The sequence below is a fragment of the Bacillus sp. CH_70 genome (assembly GCF_038007045.1).
Classification (GTDB): Bacteria; Bacillota; Bacilli; order Bacillales; family Bacillaceae_G; genus Bacillus_A; species Bacillus_A cereus.
Genome location: NZ_JBBOWL010000001.1, coordinates 790,822 through 812,048, shown reverse-complemented (window position 1 = coordinate 812,048; position 21,227 = coordinate 790,822). Strand labels below are relative to the sequence as shown.

The window sequence follows — 21,227 nt, the reverse complement described above, 5'->3', positions numbered from 1 at the left end:
ATAAAAGAATGAAATAAACTTTATAACATTATAATGTTTATATTTAAAAAGATATAATTATGCTAAAACTAATTGTTCTGCTTGCCTAAGCACTTTCAAACCATCACACATGCCATAATCTCGTTGGTCTATAATCGCAACTGGTATGTTGTATGAGTTTGCAAGAAACTCTACAGCTGGAAATAAATATTTCACTTGTGGACCAATTAAAACGACATCAGCTTCCTTAATTTCAAGTTTCACAAGTTCTGAATCAACCGCCTTAATTTTATAATTCTTCCCCTGTTTCTTTGCCTCTTCTTGCATTTTTCTTACGACCATACTCGTTGACATACCTGCTGCACAACATAATAAAATATACATCTTATACTGTCACTTTCTCTTCCACTCGTTTATGAAGAGTAATAAATTCTTCAACTAGTTCTTTCACTGTAATTGCATTCATTAAATGGTCTTGTGCGTGCACTAACAGTAAACTGATTTCTGCATGATTTCCTCTTGCCTCTTCTTGAATTAAATCCGTTTGAATACGATGCGCTGCTGAAATTTCCTCACTAGCAAGTTTCATCTTTTCACCGGCATTCTCAAAATCTCCTTGTCTTGCAAAAGCAATTGCTTCAAGCGCCGCGCTTCTCGCATTGCCACCATGTAAAATTAACGCAAATGGAGTTTGCATATCAGCCATTTTAAATTCCCCCAAGCTATATGTTTTCTATATTTTTATCTTATTATGAAAACGCATACAATTAAACATAAAAAACTTCCGTTATGTAACGGAAGTTTTTATATACTTTTTCAAAATGATAATAAAATCTCTTGAAAATCTTCAATTACCTCGGTCTGAGTAAGTTTCTCTATCGTAGTTTGACTAGACATAATATCATATAAAAAATCATAAAGCCTTTGCAAATCTTCATTATTATTGCGCTTTACACTAAATAAAATAATTACTTGTACTTTTTTATCTCCCCAATCAACAGCTTTTTCAAGTGTGCAAAACATCAAAAAAGTTTCCTCACTTAATAACTGCATCGGATGCGGGATTGCAACTGAATTCCCAACCGCTGTCGGAGACGTATTTTCTCTTTCCATAACAGAAGCATAAAAGTTTTCTGGTACATAGCGTTTCTCAGCAGCTTTCTCACATAAAAACTGAATAACATCCTCTTTCGTAGAAGCACTATGATTTAAAAAGATTAAATCTTCCTTAATATATTGCCGCACACTATTATTCACATGCGTAAACAACCGCTGACCAATCGATTTAATCTCTTTATCATCAAATATTGAATTCACTTTTATAACTGGAACAGGCAAGCCACTCGGTATATGAATCGTACTAATAATACAATCTATTTTTTCTTTATAAAGATCTTCTACTTTCAATTGATAATAGCCTGTAATACCTACAATCTCTAATTTATCTCGGAACTGTGATAAAATTTTATATTTTAATAGTTGTGCACTTCCTTGACCAGTCGCACAAACTAATAAGCATCTTTTCTTTTGATTCTGCTCCTGCAAACGGCTCATCGCTCCGCCGAAGTGAATTGCTATATAACCAATTTCACTTTCAGGGATCGATTCACCCGTATATTCACCAATGATATCTCCAACAAGAACCGCAATTTCAAAAGCATACGGATAATTCTTTTTCACTTCTGCCAAAAGAGGATTTCTCGTATTTAACTTATACTTCAAACGATTTAATAACGTTTTTAAATGAATACCAAATCCAAATAATAATTCTTCATCATAATAAAAAATAAGATTCCGTTCTTCCGCTACTTTAAAAAGAATATGTTGCATAAATGCATATATATCTTTTCCTAATAGCTCTTCTACATTTTCATAGCGATCTCTCGTTGTAACAGCTGTACTTAATAAATGCATCGTCACATATAATACTTCTTCTTCTGGAAATGAAAATTTCAACTCTTTCTCTAAATCTCCTAAAATCTGCTTCGCAATTGTATATTCTTTCTTTATTATAAGTTCTGATTGCTCCGTATGCAGTTCTTTCATATAATGTTGACTTTGACAACGCTTTAATGCGATTGCAATATGAATGACTAAATTATCAATTTCTATATCAGATAAATATATTGTTCCGCCTTCAATATACTTTAATATAATCGAACGAATGAGTGATATATGAGGTAGCGATAAATATGTCTCCGTCTGCTCAAATTGCTCATGAAACGGAGTATGGTCATAACGCGGTAAACCATATTGTGATAAACAAGAACGAATATTAAATTCCTCTCCAACAATACGTATACCATAATACGGTCTCTTCTCAATTTGTAATTTATAGCGACTACATATATCTGTAACATCTTTCATAATTAAATTGACCGTTGATTTGCTCACATAAATCTCTTCTGCTAATTCTGAAAGCTTCACATATCCCTCTGTCGTTAAAACACGCTGCAGAATGTACGCTATTCTTTCTTCATAAGAAGTTGGGATCTTTTCCGTCTGTTTTTGAAATAGACTCACACAAAAGTCTTCAAATTTCTTCGTTTGTATAATTTCTAATTCGTACCCAGTCCCTCTTTGCGATTCGATTTTCGCTCCGTTTTCTTCCAATATATCATTTAATAATTTTATATCCTTTTGAATCGTCTTCGTCGATACATGTAAACGGCCCGCTAAAAAAGCTCGATTTAACATCGATTTCTCTTCTAAAAACTCCTCTAAAATAGAAATTAATCGCTGATGCACCTTTGTCATAGCTCTTCCTCTCGCTCTTTATATATAAATGGGGAAAAGCTGCTGAAATCAGTAGTTTTTCCCCTTTATATTCTCTCTATTTCTTTAATGTGAATCCGAATTTATCCCATGCTTGTAAATAGTCTAGTAAGAAAATCTCTTCTTCTACAATTCGACCAACTACATTTGTTTTTCCTGTATTCACCATATCTTTTAATGCAATTTGTAATTCGCCTTTATACTGGCCATATTGTTCATTATCAATTAATAAATCTCCACGCTTAATTTCACGCGTATTATGAGGTTTAAACTCTTCTTTTTTATATTTCACACGACTTTGTGTAGAACGAATCATATATTCAGATACATCTCCGCGATAAAAATGTGGTTCGTCTAATACGATAATTCTTTCTAATTCTGTCGTTGTATCATATAGTTCTATATCAAATGTTTGTTTCTCTTTATTTAATGCACCTAGTGCTTGTAATTCTTCTTCTGACGCATATGCGTTTGCAATAATAACATCATCAATTAATTCCGTCGCAAATAAATGCTTCGCCTGTGTTGTCATCGGTAATTCACGATGCTGCTCTAATGTACATAACCCTTCTGTTACTGGCCAAGGTCCGTATGTTGCATCAAATGATGAAATAAAAGCAGCCGTTCTCATACCGTAACCTTTAAATTGTTTCGAGCATTTAATGAAATGATCGTATGATAAACCTGAATAACGATGCGGATAAAAATTATGACAACCAATTAAATTTTCACGATTTGGTCTATGACTCATAATGTTATCTACATACTTCGTACCATTGCTCATATTAATCTCAATTTTCAAACCATACGGATTATAAGTCATAATTGATTCTTCTAATCCTGAGAAACCAACATCTAAACGAATACCGTACGCACCCAATTCATGGAAGAATGATAAATCATTATACGAAATACCTAATTGTTCAAAAACAGATGGACTAATATCAACTAATACTTGGAACCCTAATGCATTCGCATGTGAGATCGTTTCTTTAAATTCTTCAATAATTTTCTCTTTTTCTCCATCCACAGATAATAAACATGTGAACACACGTGTAAACCCATATTTACTTGCTAATGTTAAATACTCCTTATCTTTCTCTACTGTTGAATGTTCTGGATAAATAGAAATACCTAATCGTCTCATATGTACACGCCTCTTTCTTCATCATATTGTAAACCTTTTCAAATATATGTAGTGAAAAAGTATATATCCCCTTCTTGTTCACTACTCCTTTGAATCCGCTTTCTTTAAAGAAAAAACAATTTCTATCATTCTTAACACCTACAAGTCTATACATCTATACTTTACATCTTTTTTTCATAGTTGTGTAGCCTTTACACAAATTTGTCAGTTTTTCACCTTAAAAATTGTTATCCGTTTTCAAGACACCTTCCTTGACTGTTGCATTGGCCAATACATATACTCGAAAGAAAAGAGAAAATTTTATATAGGGGATGAATATATGGGAGAAGCAATACTCGTAAAACGAGAACCGTTATGGACAAAAGAGTTTGTTGCTTTAATTTTTGCAAACTTATGTATGTTTTTAGGGTTTCAAATGTTAATTCCAACCTTACCTGTTTATGTGAAAGAAATTGGTGGCACAAGTTCCAATATCGGATTGGTTGTCGGCATGTTTACCGTTGCGGCACTTTTTGTTAGACCGCTAACTGGGAACGCCTTGCAAAAATTTAATAAAAAAATCATCTTAATGATCGGTACTGCTATTTGTTTACTCGCTATGGGCAGTTACCTTTTCGCCTCAACAATCTTTCTCTTGCTTGCTGTTCGTATTTTACACGGAGCTGGTTTCGGTATTACAACGACTACATATGGGACTGTCGTTTCTGATTTAATTCCCTCAGCTCGCCGCGGAGAAGGCATGGGATATTTTGGTCTTTCTGGAACAATTGCAATGGCCCTCGGTCCACTTATCGGACTATGGCTTATGCAAACATATAACTTCACAATTCTTTTTTTATGTGCATTATCGTGCACAATTGTTTCATTAATATTAACGAAACTACTTCAAATCCAAAAAACGAAACAGCCTCCACAACAATCATCTAGTACTTTTCTCGATGGATTTATTGAGCGTAAAGCTTTACTTCCTTCATTATTAATATTATGTATTACATTAATGTACGGAGGAATCGGAAGTTTTATCACACTATTTGCTACAGAAGTCGGCATAGCTGATATTAGCCTCTTCTTTTTATGTAACGCACTAGCAATCGCTGTAACTCGTCCATTCTCTGGAAAGCTATATGATGCAAAAGGCCATACATTCGTCATCATTCCGGGAGTTATTATAACGTTTACAGGTATTATTTTATTGTCGTATACGACGACAATTCCGAGCTTAATTATTGCTGCAGCATGTTACGGAAGTGGTTTTGGAGCGATCCAACCTGCACTACAAGCATGGATGATTGACCGCGTAGCACCGCATCGACGCGGCGTAGCAACCGCTACATTCTTCTCCGCATTTGACCTTGGAATCGGCGCTGGAGCGATTATATTTGGATTTATTGCTCATTTTACAAACTATGCAACTGTATATCGTTACTCCTCTCTATTACTTATTGCTTTTCTCTTCATTTACATTACAAGCATAAGAAAACAAAAGCATAGCGATAAAAACACGGAAAAAGCTGCTGGATAAATCAGTAGCTTTTTTATCGTATTAAAAAATTGTTTTCCCTCGTTTTGCTGTTATAAAACTACATGCATTTTCCTACATATTTTTTTAACTTTCATCAAAAAATATACGATGAACTCGCAGACGCTTTCCTTGATATTCAACTGAACAACATTATTCTAAAAAGTGTGATTTCTTTACAAAATTAAGATTTATACAAGATGAAAACCAATAAAATACAGCTGTTTCTTTAAGGGATTGTAAACTTTTCTTCCCTTTGTAAATTTAGTGTAAATTTTACTAGCAAACCGTTTACAGTGACTCAAGGTTCAGTTAATAATTACATCGTACATGAAATTTAAGGAGTGGAATGCGTGGAATATAATGTTCAAGATATGATCTTCCAGTTCATTGGTGGATTAGGTATTTTCTTATTCGGGATTAAATACATGGGCGATGGACTGCAACAAGCAGCTGGAGATCGTCTTCGCGATATTCTAGATCGTTTTACAACAAACCCACTTATGGGTGTACTAGCAGGTATGTTAGTTACTGTATTAATCCAATCCAGTTCAGGAACAACCGCTTTAACAGTCGGACTTGTAAGTGCCGGATTTATGACATTAAGACAAGCAATCGGTGTTATTATGGGTGCAAACATCGGTACGACAGTTACTGCATTTATTATCGGAATTAAAATCGGAGAATATGCTCTCCCAGTTATGGCAGTTGGAGCAATCCTACTATTCTTCTTTAAAAATAAAAAAGTACATTCTGTAGGTCAAGTTGTATTCGGTTTTGGTATGTTATTCTTCGGTTTAGAATTAATGAGCGCAGGTATGAAACCTCTTCGTTCTTTAGAATCATTCCAAGAATTAACAGTGAGCATGAGTGATAATCCAATTTTAGGAATTGTTGTCGGTACAGTCTTTACTTTAATTGTACAAAGTTCAAGCGCAACAATCGGTATTTTACAAGAACTATTCGGTCAAGGTGCAATCGATTTACAAGCAGCTCTTCCTGTATTATTCGGTGATAACATCGGTACAACAATTACAGCTGTATTAGCAGCGATCGGTACTTCAATTGCAGCAAGACGTGCAGCATTAGTTCACGTTATCTTTAATATTATCGGTACAATTATCTTTACAATTTTATTAGTACCATTTACAAGTTTAATTCAATATTTCCAAACATCATTAAACTTGAATCCAGAAATGACTATTGCATTTGCACACGGAACATTTAACGTAACAAATACAATTATTCAATTCCCGTTCATTGCAGTGTTAGCATGGATCGTAACAAAAATTATTCGTGGTGAAGATGCAGCGATTGACTTCAAACCACAACATTTAAATCCAATCTTTATTGAACAATCTCCAGCCATCGCTTTAACTGAAGCTCAAAAAGAGATTATCCGTATGGCTGAGTTTTCATTACATGGATTAAAAGAAGCAAATCAATTTTTAAATACACAAGACAAAAAACACGCAAACATGGCTACTCAATTAGAAGGAGCTATTAACAATTTAGATAAAAAAATTACCGAGTATTTAGTTTTACTATCAGAAAAGCCACTTTCACCTACGGATTCTGAAAAACATTCTGTTTTAGCAGGTGTTGTTGGAGATATTGAACGTGTCGGTGATCATGTAGAAAACCTTGTAGAACTTGTAGATTTCCAAATTTCAAACCGTGTTTCACTATCAGACGAAGCATTAACTGAATTAAACGAAATGCTAGAATTAACGATTTCAACACTGCAAGACTCAGTTGAAGCTTTAACAAACTTCGATACTGAACTAGCTCAAACTGTTATTGCAAAAGAACGCAAAATCGACCAAATGGAACGTGTTCTTCGTAAACGTCACGTATTACGTCTAAACGAACGCAGCTGTTCAGGTGATGCAAGTATCATCTTCGTCGATATGGTAAGTAACTTAGAGCGCATTGGCGATCACGCTGTAAATATCGCTGACGGTGTTTTAGGCGAACAAGGAAAAATCAATTTAAAACAATCATTATAATAAGAAAGAGACGCTAACTTAAGCGTCTCTTTCTTATTATATTTTAACAACTGTTCTTCCTTTTAACTTTCCTTGCAATATAAGTGTAAACTTCTTCTCTAATTCTTCTAATGTACATTCTTCTGTATAAGATAGTAACTCTTTATTTCCCCATTCATTCGCTAAAAGCGTCCACACATCTCTTCTCACATCCACTGGACATTGCACGGAATCTACCCCTAAAAGGCTTATACCTCGTAAAATAAACGGATATACCGTGGTTTGTAGTTCCTGGCCTGCCACATTACCGCATGTCGTTACACAACCACCATACTTTACTGTTTTTAAAGCTGTTTCTAACATATGTCCACCTACAGTATCGATAACTCCGGCGTATATCCCTTTTAACATTGGTCTCCCTGATTCATCATTCAATTCCGCGCGATGAATCACTTTTTTCGCTCCTAGACGTAGTAGCATTTCTTCCTCTTCCATTTTTCCTGTCGCTCCTACTACGTTAAACCCTAACTTACTTAATATACTAACAGCTACACTCCCTACGCCGCCTGTAGCACCCGTTACTAAAACATCTCCCATACTAGGCTTGATTCCTGCTCCAATAAGCTTATATACCGACAAGGCCGCAGTAAAACCTGCTGTCCCATACATCATACTTTCCTTTAATGACAATCCTTCTGGTAAAGGCACGACCCAAGATGATGGCACGCGAATATATTCTCCGAAACCACCAGAAGTATTCATCCCTAAGTCATATCCCGTTACAATAACTTGATCTCCTACCTTAAAAGAGTTATCTTCACTACTCACAACTTCTCCTGCAGCATCAATTCCCGGCGTATGAGGATATGTTCTCGTAACCCCTTTATTACCAGTAGCTGAAAGGGCATCTTTATAATTTAATGAAGAATAATGAACTTGTATGAATACGTCTCCCTCAGGTAAACTACTTACTTCTCTCTCAACAACTTTTCTTACAAACTGATGATTTTCCGTTTCGTTCACAACGATTGCTCGGAATGATGTATGATTCATTATGCTCTCTCCTTTATCCGTCAAATTCTTCTTTATTATATAGAAGAAATAGGTAAGCTTACTCATTTCTTCTTGGATATATTTCAACAAATCTTACTTCCCTATCGCTTTCTCATAATATATATTTTCATTTCTACTAATAGCCCTTATACTTATTCTACATCTACAAAATAATATATAGAAAATCTGACTTTTTATAAATAAATTGAATTTTTACGAAATGTAAATGATTTGTAATGTTTTTTTTCGCTAAATTTCATTATAATAAGTGGATATGAGTGTCGTATTTCAATCCAAATGAAGGAGTACAAGAAATGGAGCAAAACCCATCTTTGCAAGAAAATACACGCAGTAAACCGAAAAAAAATAAGAAAAAAATAAAAATTATTATAAGCGCTATACTATTCGTTTTATTAATAGGCGGCGGTTATACTTGGTTTTTAGTAAATAAAGCATCTTCTGCTGTTCGAAATGCCGCACACGATTTAGCACGCGGTGATAAATCTGATTTACGAGATAAAGCTGTAAAACCTATTACAAATAACGTCTCTGTTTTAATAATGGGTGTTGATGAAAGCGATGTCCGAGGAAAAGAATATGGTGAAGCTATAAGAACAGATGCGCTTTTACTTGCAACATTTAATAAAGATAGCAAAACTGTTAAACTATTAAGTATCCCACGTGACACATATACTTATATCCCAATAGAAAAGAAAAAAGATAAAATTACACACGCTCATGCATTCGGTTCTGCTAAAAACGGAAAAAATGGTGGACCACAAGCAAGCATTGATGCAGTTGAAAAATTAATGAATGTTCCTGTCGATTATTTTGTGAAATTTAACTTTAAATCATTTATAAAAATCGTCGATGACTTGGGCGGTGTTGAAGTTGATGTACCAGTTGAATTTACTGAGCAAGATAGCAATGATAATGCTGAGGCTATTCACCTAGAAAAAGGTGTTCAAAAGTTAAATGGCGAAGAAGCTCTTGCTCTTGCTAGAACAAGACACATCGATAGTGATGCAATGCGTGGACAACGTCAACAACTCGTTATCGAGGCTATTTTAAAGAAACTAACAAGTGTTGGTTCTGTAACAAAAGTTGGCAACATCATTGATGATATTAACGGACAATTCGTTACAAACTTAACATTTGATGATATGCTTTCATTCTATAAATATGGATCGGATTCGGAAATTGAGAAATTACAAATCCAAGGTGATGATTGCTATATGGCAAAAGGTGACGATACATGTAGCAAATCTGCTGGTGGTGGTCGAACTTACTACTACAATCCAGATAAAAAAGAACTAGCTAATGTTACAAATGAACTTCGTACTCATCTTGGGCTACCTGCATATACAAAGTCTGACTCAGACTCTGATTCGAAAAAGACAAAAGAATCTAAGTCTGAAAATTCAAGTGAACGCGAATCAAGTAACAATGAAGTGAAAAATAAGAACAAAAATAGCAGTGAAGATACAGAAACATCGTCTAACGACAATGAATAATAAAGAAGCAGTACTCTATGGAGGTAGAGTACTGCTTCTTTTTATTTCTTCAGAATCAAAAATCAGAACTTTCTAACTATCTTTTTTAATATTTTTAAATTATAATAAATAGTAGCAATCTATTCCAATTATCAGGGGGCTCATACATATGAAAGCTGCAGTAAAACATAACATCTCAGATTTTAAAGACTACTTAAAATCCAACGATATATACATGGAAGAAAATATAGATGAAAATGATGGATCTGTTCATTTTTCAGTAGGATTAGAGACAGAAGCTGGCGCAAAAATTCAACTTATCGCTGCTTTCCAAAACGAACATCCTACGGTAGATATATACTGCTTCAATGTTGCTCACGTGCCTGATGCAACATCAATAAATGATATTTTACATGTTATTAATGAATTAAACACATCTTATCGCTTTGCAAAATTCACATTAAACAAGCAAAATGCAATTGATATTTCAGCATCTCTTGCATTCTCAGAACCAAACTTTAATCCAGCACTTGTCTTTGAACATACGAGAATGCTATATAAATTAGCAAATGACGAATATAAAAACTTAATGAAAGTTATTTGGGCATAAAGTAAAACTATAATCCGTTAGGTTTACGGGCAATAAATAAAAGGATGGGCTGTAAGCAGCACCATCCTTTTATTTTGATATCATATCGATCCACATTTTAACAGCAGTGCCTACAATTAAAGTGGACAATACATATTGCAGTACTTTTTGATTTAGCCTCTTCCCGACTCGTGCTCCAAGTGGCGCAGCAAATATACTGGCAACCGCAATAATTAGAGCTGGAATGATAACTACTTGCCCAGTAATCACTTTTCCTGTAGTAATCCCTATTGAGGAAATAAACGTAATAGCGATAGATGTCGCGATCGTCATGCGCAGTGGTAATTTTAAAATAACTAGCATAATGGGAACTAAAAGGAACGAACCTCCAGCTCCTATAATGCCTGAAGCTCCCCCTACAACGAACGCTAACAAGCTTGCTAACCATTTATTATACTTCACATCTCCACTATTATTTTGTTTCGGTACAAACATCATAATAGCTGCAATTGTAGCTAATGCTGCATAAACAACATTGACTGTATGTTCCTCTAATATGTTAGCACCGAAACTCCCTATGAAGCTTCCTATTAATATACTAGCTCCCATATACATAACTAACGTTTTATTCATGTCATTACTTTTCCGGTATGCCCACGCGCCTGCAAAAGTTGCAAAGAATACTTGTACCGCTGTAATACCGCTCACTTCATGTGACGTATAGCCAGTAAATCCTAGCAATACTGGAATGTATAAGATCATCGGATAATTAATAATCGCGCCACCAATCCCAACCATTCCTGATATAAATGATCCTATAAACCCAATTATAAAAAGTAATACGACTAAGCTCATCTTACATCCCCCGCCTTCTAAAAAGAAGGTGATTTAAATGAATAAGTTTACATTCCCATCCGAAGCATCTGCTAAATATGCCCCTACACCTGCAAACTCTACCCCTTCCATAATCTCTTCCTCTTTTAACCCTAATAAATCTACTGTCATTTGACAAGCTACAAGTTTAATTCCTTGTTCTTTCGCCAAATCAATTAAATCTGGCAAAGGCATTGCGTTATGTTTTTTCATAATGCCTTTAATCATCTTCGGCCCCATGCCAGCAAAATTCATTTTGGATAATCCCATCTTATCAGCACCGCGTGGCATCATTTTTCCAAATAATTTTTCTATAAATGTTTTCTTTACATTCACATGTTCATCTTTCCTTAAAGCATTTAATCCCCAGAAAGTATGAAAAATAGTTACCTCTTGATCATACGCCGCTGCGCCATTTGCAATAATATAAGCAGCCATCGCTTTATCGTAATCTCCGCTAAATAACACGATTGTCGTTTTCTTCTGTTGTTCCATATTGTTCTCCCTCCAATTACCTATAGGGGTATTTATTTGTTTATAAAAAGGCCCAAATCACTTACTTCACTATATGACTTTACCTTCCCACGCTAACATACCACCTACCATATTGATTGCTTGAAAACCGTAGCTCTCTAGAAACTGAACTGCTCTTCCACTTCTTCCGCCAGAGCGACAAACGATAATATACTCTTTCTTTTTATCCAACTCATGCATTCGAAACTCTAATAGCCTTAGCGGAATATTACATGCTTCTGGAATTCTTCCTTCTGCTACTTCTTCTACTTCACGGACATCTACGATATTTACTGCTTCTTTACGTAACAATTTTTCTTCTAATTCTTTTGCTGTCATTTCTTTCATTTTAAAGTCCCTCCTCACAAAGCATTCATACCACCTGAAACGTTTATTACTTGCTGAAACCCTAGTTTTTTCAACATCTTTGCAGCTTGCTTACTTCTCATTCCACTTTGGCAAATAACGATTACTTCCATATTTTTATCTAACTGACCTGCTCTACTAGCTAACTCATTTAACGGGATATTCTGAAATCCTTTCATATGATTTCCTCTATATTCACCTACTGTACGAACATCAATAAAGTACTTCCCCTTTTTCCCCACTATACTTTTTAATTCTTTTCCATTTATATTTTGAACACCTTTCACTGGTAAAAAGCGCGAAATAACAAACCATGTAGCAAGTACAATGAAAAGCGTACTTAATATTGTGTTCATATAACCAACCTCTCTGCATTTATAACAATATTTTTTCCTACGCCTTCTTAATCCAAAACTTCAGCACATCAGCTTCTTCTACATGCTTTACGATTTCATGACCAGTTTTGTTTGCCCACGCTGGAATATCCTTAATTGACCCTTTATCCGTTACATGTATTTCTAACACTTCTCCAGTTTGCAAAGTATCCATCGCTTTCTTCGTTCTTACAATCGGCATTGGACATGCTAAACCCTTCGCATCTAATACTTGTTTTATATTCATCATCAATTCCTCCAATTTGTTATTTTTATAATGACTCATGTACTGCACAACGATTTGGGCCAATCTCCATTTCACGCTCTTCTTCCACACTCGGATGAATTTTCCCCATATTCGTTTGACGAATTTCTTCATATGCATTTGGTTGTGGTGGTAAGTTCTCTGTCACAGTTTTACGAAACTCTACTTCATCAGCAATATTTAACCCTACATTCTCTTTAAATAGATCTTGTAAGCTCGCACTCACAATGCCTCTTTCATCCATTTCACTTATTTTTGAATAATGAGCTGGTAAAACAATTAAATCTTGAGACAGTTCCTTATAAAGTGTATATAACGTATTTCTTAAATCACTCACCCAATCTTCAGCCTTACCAGCAAGATCAGGACGTCCAATTGAATCTACAAATAAAATATCGCCTGATAATAAATAAGAATCATCTATAATAAATGACGTACTTCCAATCGTATGCCCTGGTGAGTATAACGCGTCAATTTCAATCTTTGTACCCCCCACCGTAATAACAGATCCTTCTACAAGTGGTTCATATGAGAAAACGACTTCCTCGGCATCTTTTGGCGGTAACCAATACGTACCACCTACCTTTTCTGCTAACTTACGCCCACCAGAAATATGGTCTGCATGTAAATGTGTATCCATTACATTCGTAATCGTAACGCCATGCTCTTTCGCAAACTCTTCATATGCCTCGGCTGTCCTTACCGCATCAATAACTGCTGCTTCACCGTTAGAAACAACCATATAAGATAAACAGCCTTTTCCAAGACGATTAAATTGATATATACTTCCTCCGCCCTGTACATCCCCTACTTTTAACGGCTTCACATATTCACTCCAAGCTTTCATGCCACCAGCTAAATAATAAATATTTTGTAATCCAACCTCTGTTAATTGCTCTGCCACAAATATAGAAGACCCTTCTTTTGCACATACTACTAAAACATCTTTATCTTTAGGTAATTCACTTACAATATGATCTACACCATCTAACAAATCAAAATAAGGTTTATTAATAGAAGAAACTTGCTTCCCTTCAATTTTCCAATCTTCATAATCCGTCTCATTACGAACATCTAAAATGAATAACTCTCCGAATAAAACTTTCTCTGCAACATCTTTTGCTTGTAACATCTTAATGTCCATTTAATTACCCCCATAGGTATATTTTTGTTTAAAAAATTTTATTTCTCCACATTTCCTTGCCACCCTAACATACCAGGAATGACATTTTTCACATTTGAAAAACCTTTCTCTTTCAACATTTGGCAAGCTACATCACTGCGGTTACCAGTTCGACAAATAACATAAATTTGCTTCGTCTCATCTAACACTGCGCTGTCTAATTCACCTAATGGCACCGAAATGGCAGATGGAATATGGCCAAAAGCAAATTCCGCTGCTTCGCGAACATCTAATACAATGCTCTCTTCACCATGAGACAATATAGACTGTAATTCTGCATTCGTAATTGTATGTGGATATTTCACAATTTCATTCACTTCATGCTCGTTTGCTTTCCTAACATAATGCACCAATACATCACCCTCGTGTTTCGTCCCGATATATTGATGTCCTACTTTACCCGCCCAACTTTTTATATCTACCGTAGATCCTTTATCTGTTGCCTTAACTTCAATCACCTGCCCTGGTGTTAACCCTTCTATTGCCTTCTTCGTTTTCACAATAGGCATCGGACAAGCCAAACCTTTACAATCTAAACTCATATCCACTTTTATACTCATAATCGATTCCTCCACAATTTATATACATATACCTGTAGGGGTATATTAAAACGTTTTTGAAAATCTGTCAACACTTACGTTTGACAGATTATCGGCTTTTTACAAGTAATTGAACAGCTTCTTTAATTAACTCTTCATTTGAACCATTTCCACTTTCAAACTGTTCACGTAAACATTGCTCTAAATTCGTTCCAACAACGAGTCCAATTGTACGATCAAGTGCAGAACGAGATGCTGTTAACTGTGTAATAACTTCTCGGCAATCTTTTCCTTCTTCCATCATACGAAGCACACCACGAACTTGACCTTCAATACGTTTCAATCTATTTTTCATATCTTGATTATATTCCATTCTATAATCACCTCATTACCATTATGTCACCATTTATAACCTATGACAATATATTATACCCTATAGGGTATTTTGTAAACCCCTATTTTTAATTTTTGTCTTATATGTTCGCGAAACAAAAATTAAAACCTTAATCTATAGGTTTTCATCTTTCACTAAATCTTGAAGTAGAAGATGAAAAATATCAATATACAACACGTTCTGGCAATACTGTCCCATACAATTTAAAACCACCATCTACATTCTTTACCTTATATCCTTTTTCCATTAACATACGCGCTGCAACATACCCTCTCATACCAAGTTGGCAAGTGATATATATTTCTTTTTCCATTGGTACTTCATCCAATCGATCACGTAATTCATCTAACGGAATATTAATAGAGCCTTCAATCATTCCCTGTTTTAGTTCGTTAGGCTCTCGAACATCAATAAGGTACCCACCATTTTCAACAATGTGATCTATTTCATGCCATTGCACTGTGTCCACAAAACCATCTACTATATTACTTGCAGCATACCCCACCATGTTTACTGGATCTTTTGCAGAAGAATATGGCGGGGCATATGATAATTCTAAATCCGGTAAATCGATTACAGTTAAATTTGCCTTCATTGCCGTTGCAATAACATCGATACGCTTATCTACTCCATCACGCCCTAAAGCCTGTGCTCCGTAAATTTTTCCGCTTTCTTTATTAAAGATTAATTTTATTAGCACTGGCGTAGCATTCGGATAGTATCCCGCATGAGAATTTGCCTGTACATGTACTACCTCATAGGGTATATTTAATCGTTTTAATATTTTCTCATTTACTCCAGTAGAAGCAACTGTTAAATCAAAAACTTTAGCCACAGAAGTTCCCATCGTACCTTTATATAAAGACTCCGTATGACCATGAATAATATCTGCTAACATGCGACCTTGACGATTAGCTGGCCACGCTAAAGGAATCATCGTTTCTGTTTCTGTAACAAAATCTTTCACTTCAATCGCATCACCAATTGCATATACATGTGGATCCGATGTTTGAAATTTCTCATTTACTGTTATCGTCCCTCTAACTCCTAATGCTAATCCTGCATCCTTCGCTAAACTACTCTCTGGTTGTACACCAATTGCTAAAATAATCATATCTGTCTCTATAATTGAACCACTTTTTAAACGTACAACAGTCCCGCCCTTTTCTAATGCATCTACACCATCTTCAAAAACAAGCTCAACATTGTGCACCTTCATATGCTCATGCACATATGCTGCCATTTCATAATCGATTGTTGGCATTACTTGATTTGCCATCTCTACAAGAGTAACCTCAATCCCGCGTTCTCTTAAATTCTCAACCATTTCCACTCCAATAAATCCGCCACCAATAACCGTCGCGTGACGTGGTTTCTTCTCATCAATGTACGCTTTAATACGATCTGTATCAGGTACATTCCGTAACGTAAACAACGACTTCGCTTCTTCAATACCCGGGATAGATGGAACAATTGGTTTCGCCCCTGGTGAAAGAATTAACACATCATATTCCTCGTTATATGTTTTACCTGTAGTTACATTCTTTATCGTAATTGTTTTCTCTTCTTTATTAATCTTTACTACTTCACTCAATACACGTATATCTAAATTAAAACGCTTTGACATCCTTTCAACAGTTTGTACTAATAATTTTTGTCTTTCTGTAATGACACCGCCAATATAATATGGCAATCCACAATTTGCAAATGAAATATATTCACCGCGTTCAACCATAATAATTTCATCTTCCTCACTTAAACGACGAAGCCTTGCAGCTACTGATGCCCCGCCGGCAACTCCGCCTACTACAACTATTTTTCTGGACATATTTTAAACCTCCATATTATTTAATTTTCTCATGTACCACAAAAACCTATACCTGTATGGGTATATGATAGAGTATAAAAAATTTAATTTCAATCAATATGTCTTTCTTTCACAAATTTGAAACAAAAAAAGAACTTAGATATTTCCAAGTTCTTTTTCATATAGCTCTGTTCTATAACTTTCTTTACTATTACATCAATACCTAAAAATGGTGTAGTATGAGGGCATACTTGTTTTAGATAACTGAACTACACCTACATTTAAATTTCCAAACTCAATAGTTTCACTTGAAGTTAAATATATTTCGCTTAAAATTCTTAAATACCAAAGTCTAAAAAAATGAATCCAAATGGATTTACTATATTTATTCAGACCATCTTTTAATATTATTAAACACATTGTCTGTTATCCGATTTCCAAAATTCATATTTTTATTCCCTCTTGTATGAATGGCTATTATTTTGATACCTGTATCAAAATAATGATATACAGGTGATCCACTTTGCCCTTCATAAGTATCAATCTTGTATGTTAGTCTGCTAGGATTAACACCTTCAATTGGACCATAATCTCTCCACATTGTGTAACGTTCATTTCCTATTTTATCAGCTGGATATCCAGGAATCACCGCAAGTAAACCTTTTGGTGATTCTACATAGGTAGTTCTATATCCAAACCAACCTGTATAATCTCCTGGAGACCCATTTAATTTAATCGTTCCATAATCATAATTTGAATTTTCGTTATCAGTCCATCCACTTACCGAGTAAAGTTTTGTTCCTTTATAAGGTAAATACGGTGCTTGTCCTCCATTACGTCCTGGAGTTACAATAACATTTGTTGCCCATCCACCAATTTCTTTATTGTAAATACAATGTCCAGCTGTCAGCACTGTATCTTTACTAATTAGTGCTCCTGTACATCCATAAATTTCTCCACTATTATACTGAGTTGCTATATGGACTACGGCACTATACGGATATGAAGTTGTATCATTAACCCGTATTCGATCATCTATTCCTATAACAGAATAGGTAAGAATGTTAGGTGAATAATTTAACTTCGTATTTTCTAAGAAGGCTCCCCAATCTTCCCTACCATGTTTACGCCCTTCAAATGAAGGCGAAACAAGATCTTCTTCCCTTCGATCATTACTATACAAAGATTGTTCTTGAAAAAGTACACGTTCTCCCTCATTTGAAACTGATGTCCACGGTACATCTTCTGCATACACCTTTTGATTCACCAAAAATACTATACAAAAAAAGATAAAAAGAACACCAAAACTATAAAGAGCCAACCTACATCTTATAGAAATAAAGCTATACACCATAACTTACCTCCTATACAAATGATAGCGAACAATTGAAGATCCCTTTATAAATTCTAGTTTTTCTTTTTTCAAAAGTCAACGTAATTAATAATGATAATCATTATTAATTACGTTGACTTAACAAAATCACACAATTAGTCACATTCTTTACTCTGCGTTCAAAATTCTGTCTCATTAAAGTTTCACCTTATTACATAAATCCATAACCTTCTTCACAATCAACTCCGCAGTATTCTCTCCCGGTGGCATTAACAAATTTGTAACTGTTCCATACACAATAGGACTTAATTCTACTTCATATCCGCCATATGCATATTCGTCTTTTGTGGGTAAATAACCAAGATATCCGTTCATATATCCACCAAAGACAACTAATTCATTTTGAAGGATTTCTTTCATTTCTAGGGCAGTTTCTGAAAATGGTTCCATCGGTATGCCAGAGAAAATCCCATCATTAACTTGAAACAGTTGCACTTCTAAATCAATACTTAACCGCCGAATACCTTGCCTATATTTCTCTAAAACGATAGTAAGCCATTCGTCCGTATTCACGCCCCACTGCTTCTCAGCTAATCGAGCCATGCTTCGTATCTCATCAATTTCAGGAATATCATTCAACTTCATTTGCATCATACTCGAAACTGTCCTTAGTTTTACAATTGGACTATATGTAACTGTTGGTAACATCGTTAATACATGTCCACTAAGTATGTAAGCCATTTGTTTTAACGCTTCCCTTGAACCGCGATATTTCGCATTCACATTTCCAGCGGCACCTTGCACGATAATAACAGGGCAGTTCACTATCTGCTCTAGAATCTCTCTCGTCATTCCAGGATAATCCGCTGATAATTCATCACTATCACCTTTTAAAACATTCGGATGCGCAGTACAAAATACTAAAACCCCAGATAACTCCTTCGTTTCAGCATCTCTTATTGCTAACATACCAATTCGTTTATCTACAACACCATCTATATTTGTTCCCATCTTCGCTTTTCCATCAGATGTTCTCTCTCTTCGGTTTATCCCAATATCACCTTTCGTAACACCCCAGCCAACTTCACATCGCTTTAAGTGGTTATTCGCAGTCACAGCACCATGCACTACATTATTTACTAAAATCGTTTTATACGACTTTACTAAAGGATGATCACCGACTGTTTCCGGCCCAGAGTGTGTATGTGTATAAACAACAGTTATTCGCTCAACTGGCACATGAACCTCACTCGCTACTCGTTCACGAATCATATTCGTATCTTCTACTAACATACCGATATTATCAATACTTATAAACACAGTCTTCATTTCATCTTTTTCAAATACAAACACTGTCCCGTAAATACGTTCTTCAACATTATTTATGCCTGTCTCTCTGTGATATCCGACAAAATCAATACCTACAGGCGGCGTAATATCAACCTTACATACCCCTATTTTGCTCATTTAGATCACTCCATTTCTCTATGTAACTCCCTTTTTTCAAGAATAGCATATTTTTCCTATTATAAATAAAAAAGAACGGACACAGTATCCTATGTCCGTTCTTCCCCTCACACATACTTCCGATGCACCATCTTCCCATCATAAGAAAACACAACGCCCTTACTCTCCACGATGGACTCCATATGCACCGTTCTTCCCCATAGCTGATGAAGATATGGTAATACTTTTTCTAAGTATTTTAAATCGAGCTCGATTCCTTCATAACTATGTTTAATGTATAATTCTCCGTTCTTTAAGTAGTCTCCATCTTCTACTACTAAGTACGGGAACCCACCATTTGTCCGCATATTTACGAGTTGATCACGCACATTTTCCCATTCTTTATCTATTACTTTATATTCTTTTCCTTGGCGCTGGAATAAGTACATATCTTCTCGCATAACAAGATCTTTATTTAAGTAGTTTCTTAGGAACGATACGTCCCATTCAATTTCGCGTACTTCAAACATTTTATCACGGCCAGATCCTGGTTTTACGCCTCGTCGCTTCATTTCTTCAGTCGGATTGTTGTACCGTTCTTCAATATCTTCAAACATTTTAATACCGAGGTAGTATGGATTAATACTTGTTTTTGATGGCTGTACAACACCTGCATTTAATTTCGCAAATTCAATTGCTTCATCAGATGTTAAGTCCATTTCACGAAGTATGCGTTGATGCCAGTAGGACGCCCAGCCTTCGTTCATGATTTTCGTTTCAAGCTGCGGCCAAAAATATAACATTTCTTCGCGCATCATCGTTAATATATCACGCTGCCAATCTTCTAACTCACGGCTATATTCTTCAATAAAGAGAAGTAAATCTTTCTCTGGTTGTGGTGGGATTTTCTTCTTTTTACGCACATTAGAACGTTCCTGCTTTTTATTGCGATTATCTAAATTCCATAAATCATCGTATTGCGAAACCTTTTTCTTTTCTACTTCGTCCTCTTCTAAATCATCAATACTCCATGCGAGCTTCGGACGCATAAGCGACGGATCAATATGCTCTTGAATGGCAAGTACGGCATCTAAAAATGTTTCTACCTCTGCTTTTCCGTACTTATGCTCATACGCTTTCACACGGTCCGCTGTTGCCGCCATACTCTCTACCATATCTCGCTTCGTATTTGAAAAACGAATATTATTTTTGAAGAAATCACAGTGTGCTAAAACGTGCGCGACAATTAATTTGTTTTGAATTAAAGAGTTCGTATCTAATAAAAAGGCGTAACATGGATCAGAGTTAATAACGAGTTCGTATATTTTACTAAGTCCCAAATCGTATTGTAATTTCATTCTGAAAAATTGTTTTCCAAAACTCCAATGTGAAAACCTTGTCGGCATCCCATATGCACCAAATGTATAAATAATTTCCGCTGGACATATTTCATAACGCATCGGATAAAAATCAAGCCCAAATCCAGTCGCAATTTCCGTAATTTCCGCAATCGCATATTGCAGTGCTTTATCGTCACTCGCTCTCATTATTTTCCCTCCTTACACTTTCCCTTAAGAAAGTGTATGATGAA

The 21,227-nt window shown here is 35.4% G+C and carries 21 protein-coding genes; 4 read left to right on the top strand and 17 right to left on the bottom strand.

Annotation, left to right across the window (positions count from 1 at the left end; genetic code table 11):
- Positions 1–57 precede the first annotated feature (57 nt).
- From N2V79_RS04120 to N2V79_RS04105, 4 genes are all read right to left on the bottom strand, one after another.
- A complete protein-coding gene (locus N2V79_RS04120) occupies positions 58–363 on the bottom strand; it encodes a PTS sugar transporter subunit IIB (protein ID WP_000275645.1) in 306 nt (101 codons plus the stop codon).
- 1 nt (position 364) lies between these two features.
- The gene (locus N2V79_RS04115; protein WP_098679549.1) at positions 365–685 is read right to left on the bottom strand and encodes a PTS lactose/cellobiose transporter subunit IIA; all 321 of its coding nucleotides are present in this window, start codon (positions 683–685) and stop codon (positions 365–367) included.
- A 110-nt stretch (positions 686–795) separates the two neighbouring features.
- Positions 796–2,736 carry a BglG family transcription antiterminator gene (locus N2V79_RS04110; RefSeq protein WP_254489129.1) on the bottom strand — a complete coding sequence of 647 codons (1,941 nt, stop codon included), beginning with the start codon at positions 2,734–2,736 and terminating at the stop codon, positions 796–798.
- Between the two features lie 76 nt (positions 2,737–2,812).
- Entirely contained in the window at positions 2,813–3,901 is a 1,089-nt protein-coding gene (locus N2V79_RS04105) for a DUF871 domain-containing protein (protein WP_340719592.1), read from the bottom strand.
- A gap of 319 nt (positions 3,902–4,220) precedes the next feature.
- On the opposite strand from N2V79_RS04105, the gene N2V79_RS04100 reads away from it, so the two are divergent.
- Positions 4,221–5,423 (top strand): MFS transporter, encoded by a 1,203-nt coding sequence (locus N2V79_RS04100; RefSeq protein WP_000503255.1) that lies wholly within the window; start codon positions 4,221–4,223, stop codon positions 5,421–5,423.
- A 350-nt stretch (positions 5,424–5,773) separates the two neighbouring features.
- A complete protein-coding gene (locus tag N2V79_RS04095) occupies positions 5,774–7,429 on the top strand; it encodes a Na/Pi cotransporter family protein (protein WP_050842626.1) in 1,656 nt (551 codons plus the stop codon).
- A 36-nt stretch (positions 7,430–7,465) separates the two neighbouring features.
- Here N2V79_RS04095 and N2V79_RS04090 read toward each other — a convergent pair whose 3' ends face one another.
- Positions 7,466–8,461, bottom strand: coding sequence for a YhdH/YhfP family quinone oxidoreductase (locus tag N2V79_RS04090; RefSeq protein ID WP_053565189.1), 996 nt, complete (start codon positions 8,459–8,461; stop codon positions 7,466–7,468).
- Between the two features lie 314 nt (positions 8,462–8,775).
- Between N2V79_RS04090 and N2V79_RS04085 the strand changes: the two genes are divergently transcribed.
- Together N2V79_RS04085 and N2V79_RS04080 are read left to right on the top strand one after the other, a co-directional pair.
- Positions 8,776–9,975 carry an LCP family protein gene (locus N2V79_RS04085; protein WP_000437406.1) on the top strand — a complete coding sequence of 400 codons (1,200 nt, stop codon included), beginning with the start codon at positions 8,776–8,778 and terminating at the stop codon, positions 9,973–9,975.
- A gap of 148 nt (positions 9,976–10,123) precedes the next feature.
- Positions 10,124–10,564 (top strand): hypothetical protein, encoded by a 441-nt coding sequence (locus N2V79_RS04080; protein WP_340719591.1) that lies wholly within the window; start codon positions 10,124–10,126, stop codon positions 10,562–10,564.
- A 69-nt stretch (positions 10,565–10,633) separates the two neighbouring features.
- Here N2V79_RS04080 and N2V79_RS04075 read toward each other — a convergent pair whose 3' ends face one another.
- From N2V79_RS04075 to spoVR, 12 genes are all read right to left on the bottom strand, one after another.
- Entirely contained in the window at positions 10,634–11,398 is a 765-nt protein-coding gene (locus N2V79_RS04075) for a sulfite exporter TauE/SafE family protein (RefSeq protein ID WP_000060742.1), read from the bottom strand.
- A gap of 33 nt (positions 11,399–11,431) precedes the next feature.
- Positions 11,432–11,911: a DsrE/DsrF/DrsH-like family protein gene (locus N2V79_RS04070; protein WP_044783307.1), complete on the bottom strand. Its 480-nt coding sequence runs from the start codon at positions 11,909–11,911 to the stop codon at positions 11,432–11,434.
- A gap of 69 nt (positions 11,912–11,980) precedes the next feature.
- The gene (locus N2V79_RS04065) at positions 11,981–12,277 is read right to left on the bottom strand and encodes a rhodanese-like domain-containing protein (RefSeq protein WP_000661802.1); all 297 of its coding nucleotides are present in this window, start codon (positions 12,275–12,277) and stop codon (positions 11,981–11,983) included.
- A 14-nt stretch (positions 12,278–12,291) separates the two neighbouring features.
- Entirely contained in the window at positions 12,292–12,651 is a 360-nt protein-coding gene (locus N2V79_RS04060; RefSeq protein ID WP_069355043.1) for a rhodanese-like domain-containing protein, read from the bottom strand.
- A 37-nt stretch (positions 12,652–12,688) separates the two neighbouring features.
- On the bottom strand, positions 12,689–12,919 hold the full coding sequence (locus N2V79_RS04055) for a sulfurtransferase TusA family protein (protein ID WP_340719590.1): 231 nt from the start codon (positions 12,917–12,919) through the stop codon (positions 12,689–12,691).
- A 22-nt stretch (positions 12,920–12,941) separates the two neighbouring features.
- Complete coding sequence (locus N2V79_RS04050; RefSeq protein ID WP_340719589.1) at positions 12,942–14,078, bottom strand: MBL fold metallo-hydrolase; 1,137 nt, start codon at positions 14,076–14,078, stop codon at positions 12,942–12,944.
- Positions 14,079–14,116: 38 nt separating this feature from the next.
- Positions 14,117–14,677: a sulfurtransferase TusA family protein gene (locus N2V79_RS04045; RefSeq protein WP_340719588.1), complete on the bottom strand. Its 561-nt coding sequence runs from the start codon at positions 14,675–14,677 to the stop codon at positions 14,117–14,119.
- Between the two features lie 88 nt (positions 14,678–14,765).
- The gene (locus N2V79_RS04040) at positions 14,766–15,029 is read right to left on the bottom strand and encodes a metal-sensitive transcriptional regulator (RefSeq protein ID WP_000456206.1); all 264 of its coding nucleotides are present in this window, start codon (positions 15,027–15,029) and stop codon (positions 14,766–14,768) included.
- Positions 15,030–15,213: 184 nt separating this feature from the next.
- Positions 15,214–16,878, bottom strand: a complete 1,665-nt coding sequence (gene cdr / locus N2V79_RS04035) for a CoA-disulfide reductase (protein ID WP_340719587.1) — start codon at positions 16,876–16,878, stop codon at positions 15,214–15,216.
- A 364-nt stretch (positions 16,879–17,242) separates the two neighbouring features.
- Positions 17,243–18,211, bottom strand: a complete 969-nt coding sequence (locus N2V79_RS04030) for a trypsin-like serine peptidase (RefSeq protein WP_053565197.1) — start codon at positions 18,209–18,211, stop codon at positions 17,243–17,245.
- Positions 18,212–18,385: 174 nt separating this feature from the next.
- A complete protein-coding gene (locus N2V79_RS04025; protein ID WP_340719586.1) occupies positions 18,386–19,657 on the bottom strand; it encodes a neutral/alkaline non-lysosomal ceramidase N-terminal domain-containing protein in 1,272 nt (423 codons plus the stop codon).
- Positions 19,658–19,764: 107 nt separating this feature from the next.
- The gene (gene spoVR, locus N2V79_RS04020; protein ID WP_048564410.1) at positions 19,765–21,183 is read right to left on the bottom strand and encodes a stage V sporulation protein SpoVR; all 1,419 of its coding nucleotides are present in this window, start codon (positions 21,181–21,183) and stop codon (positions 19,765–19,767) included.
- Between the last annotated feature and the right edge of the window lie 44 nt (positions 21,184–21,227).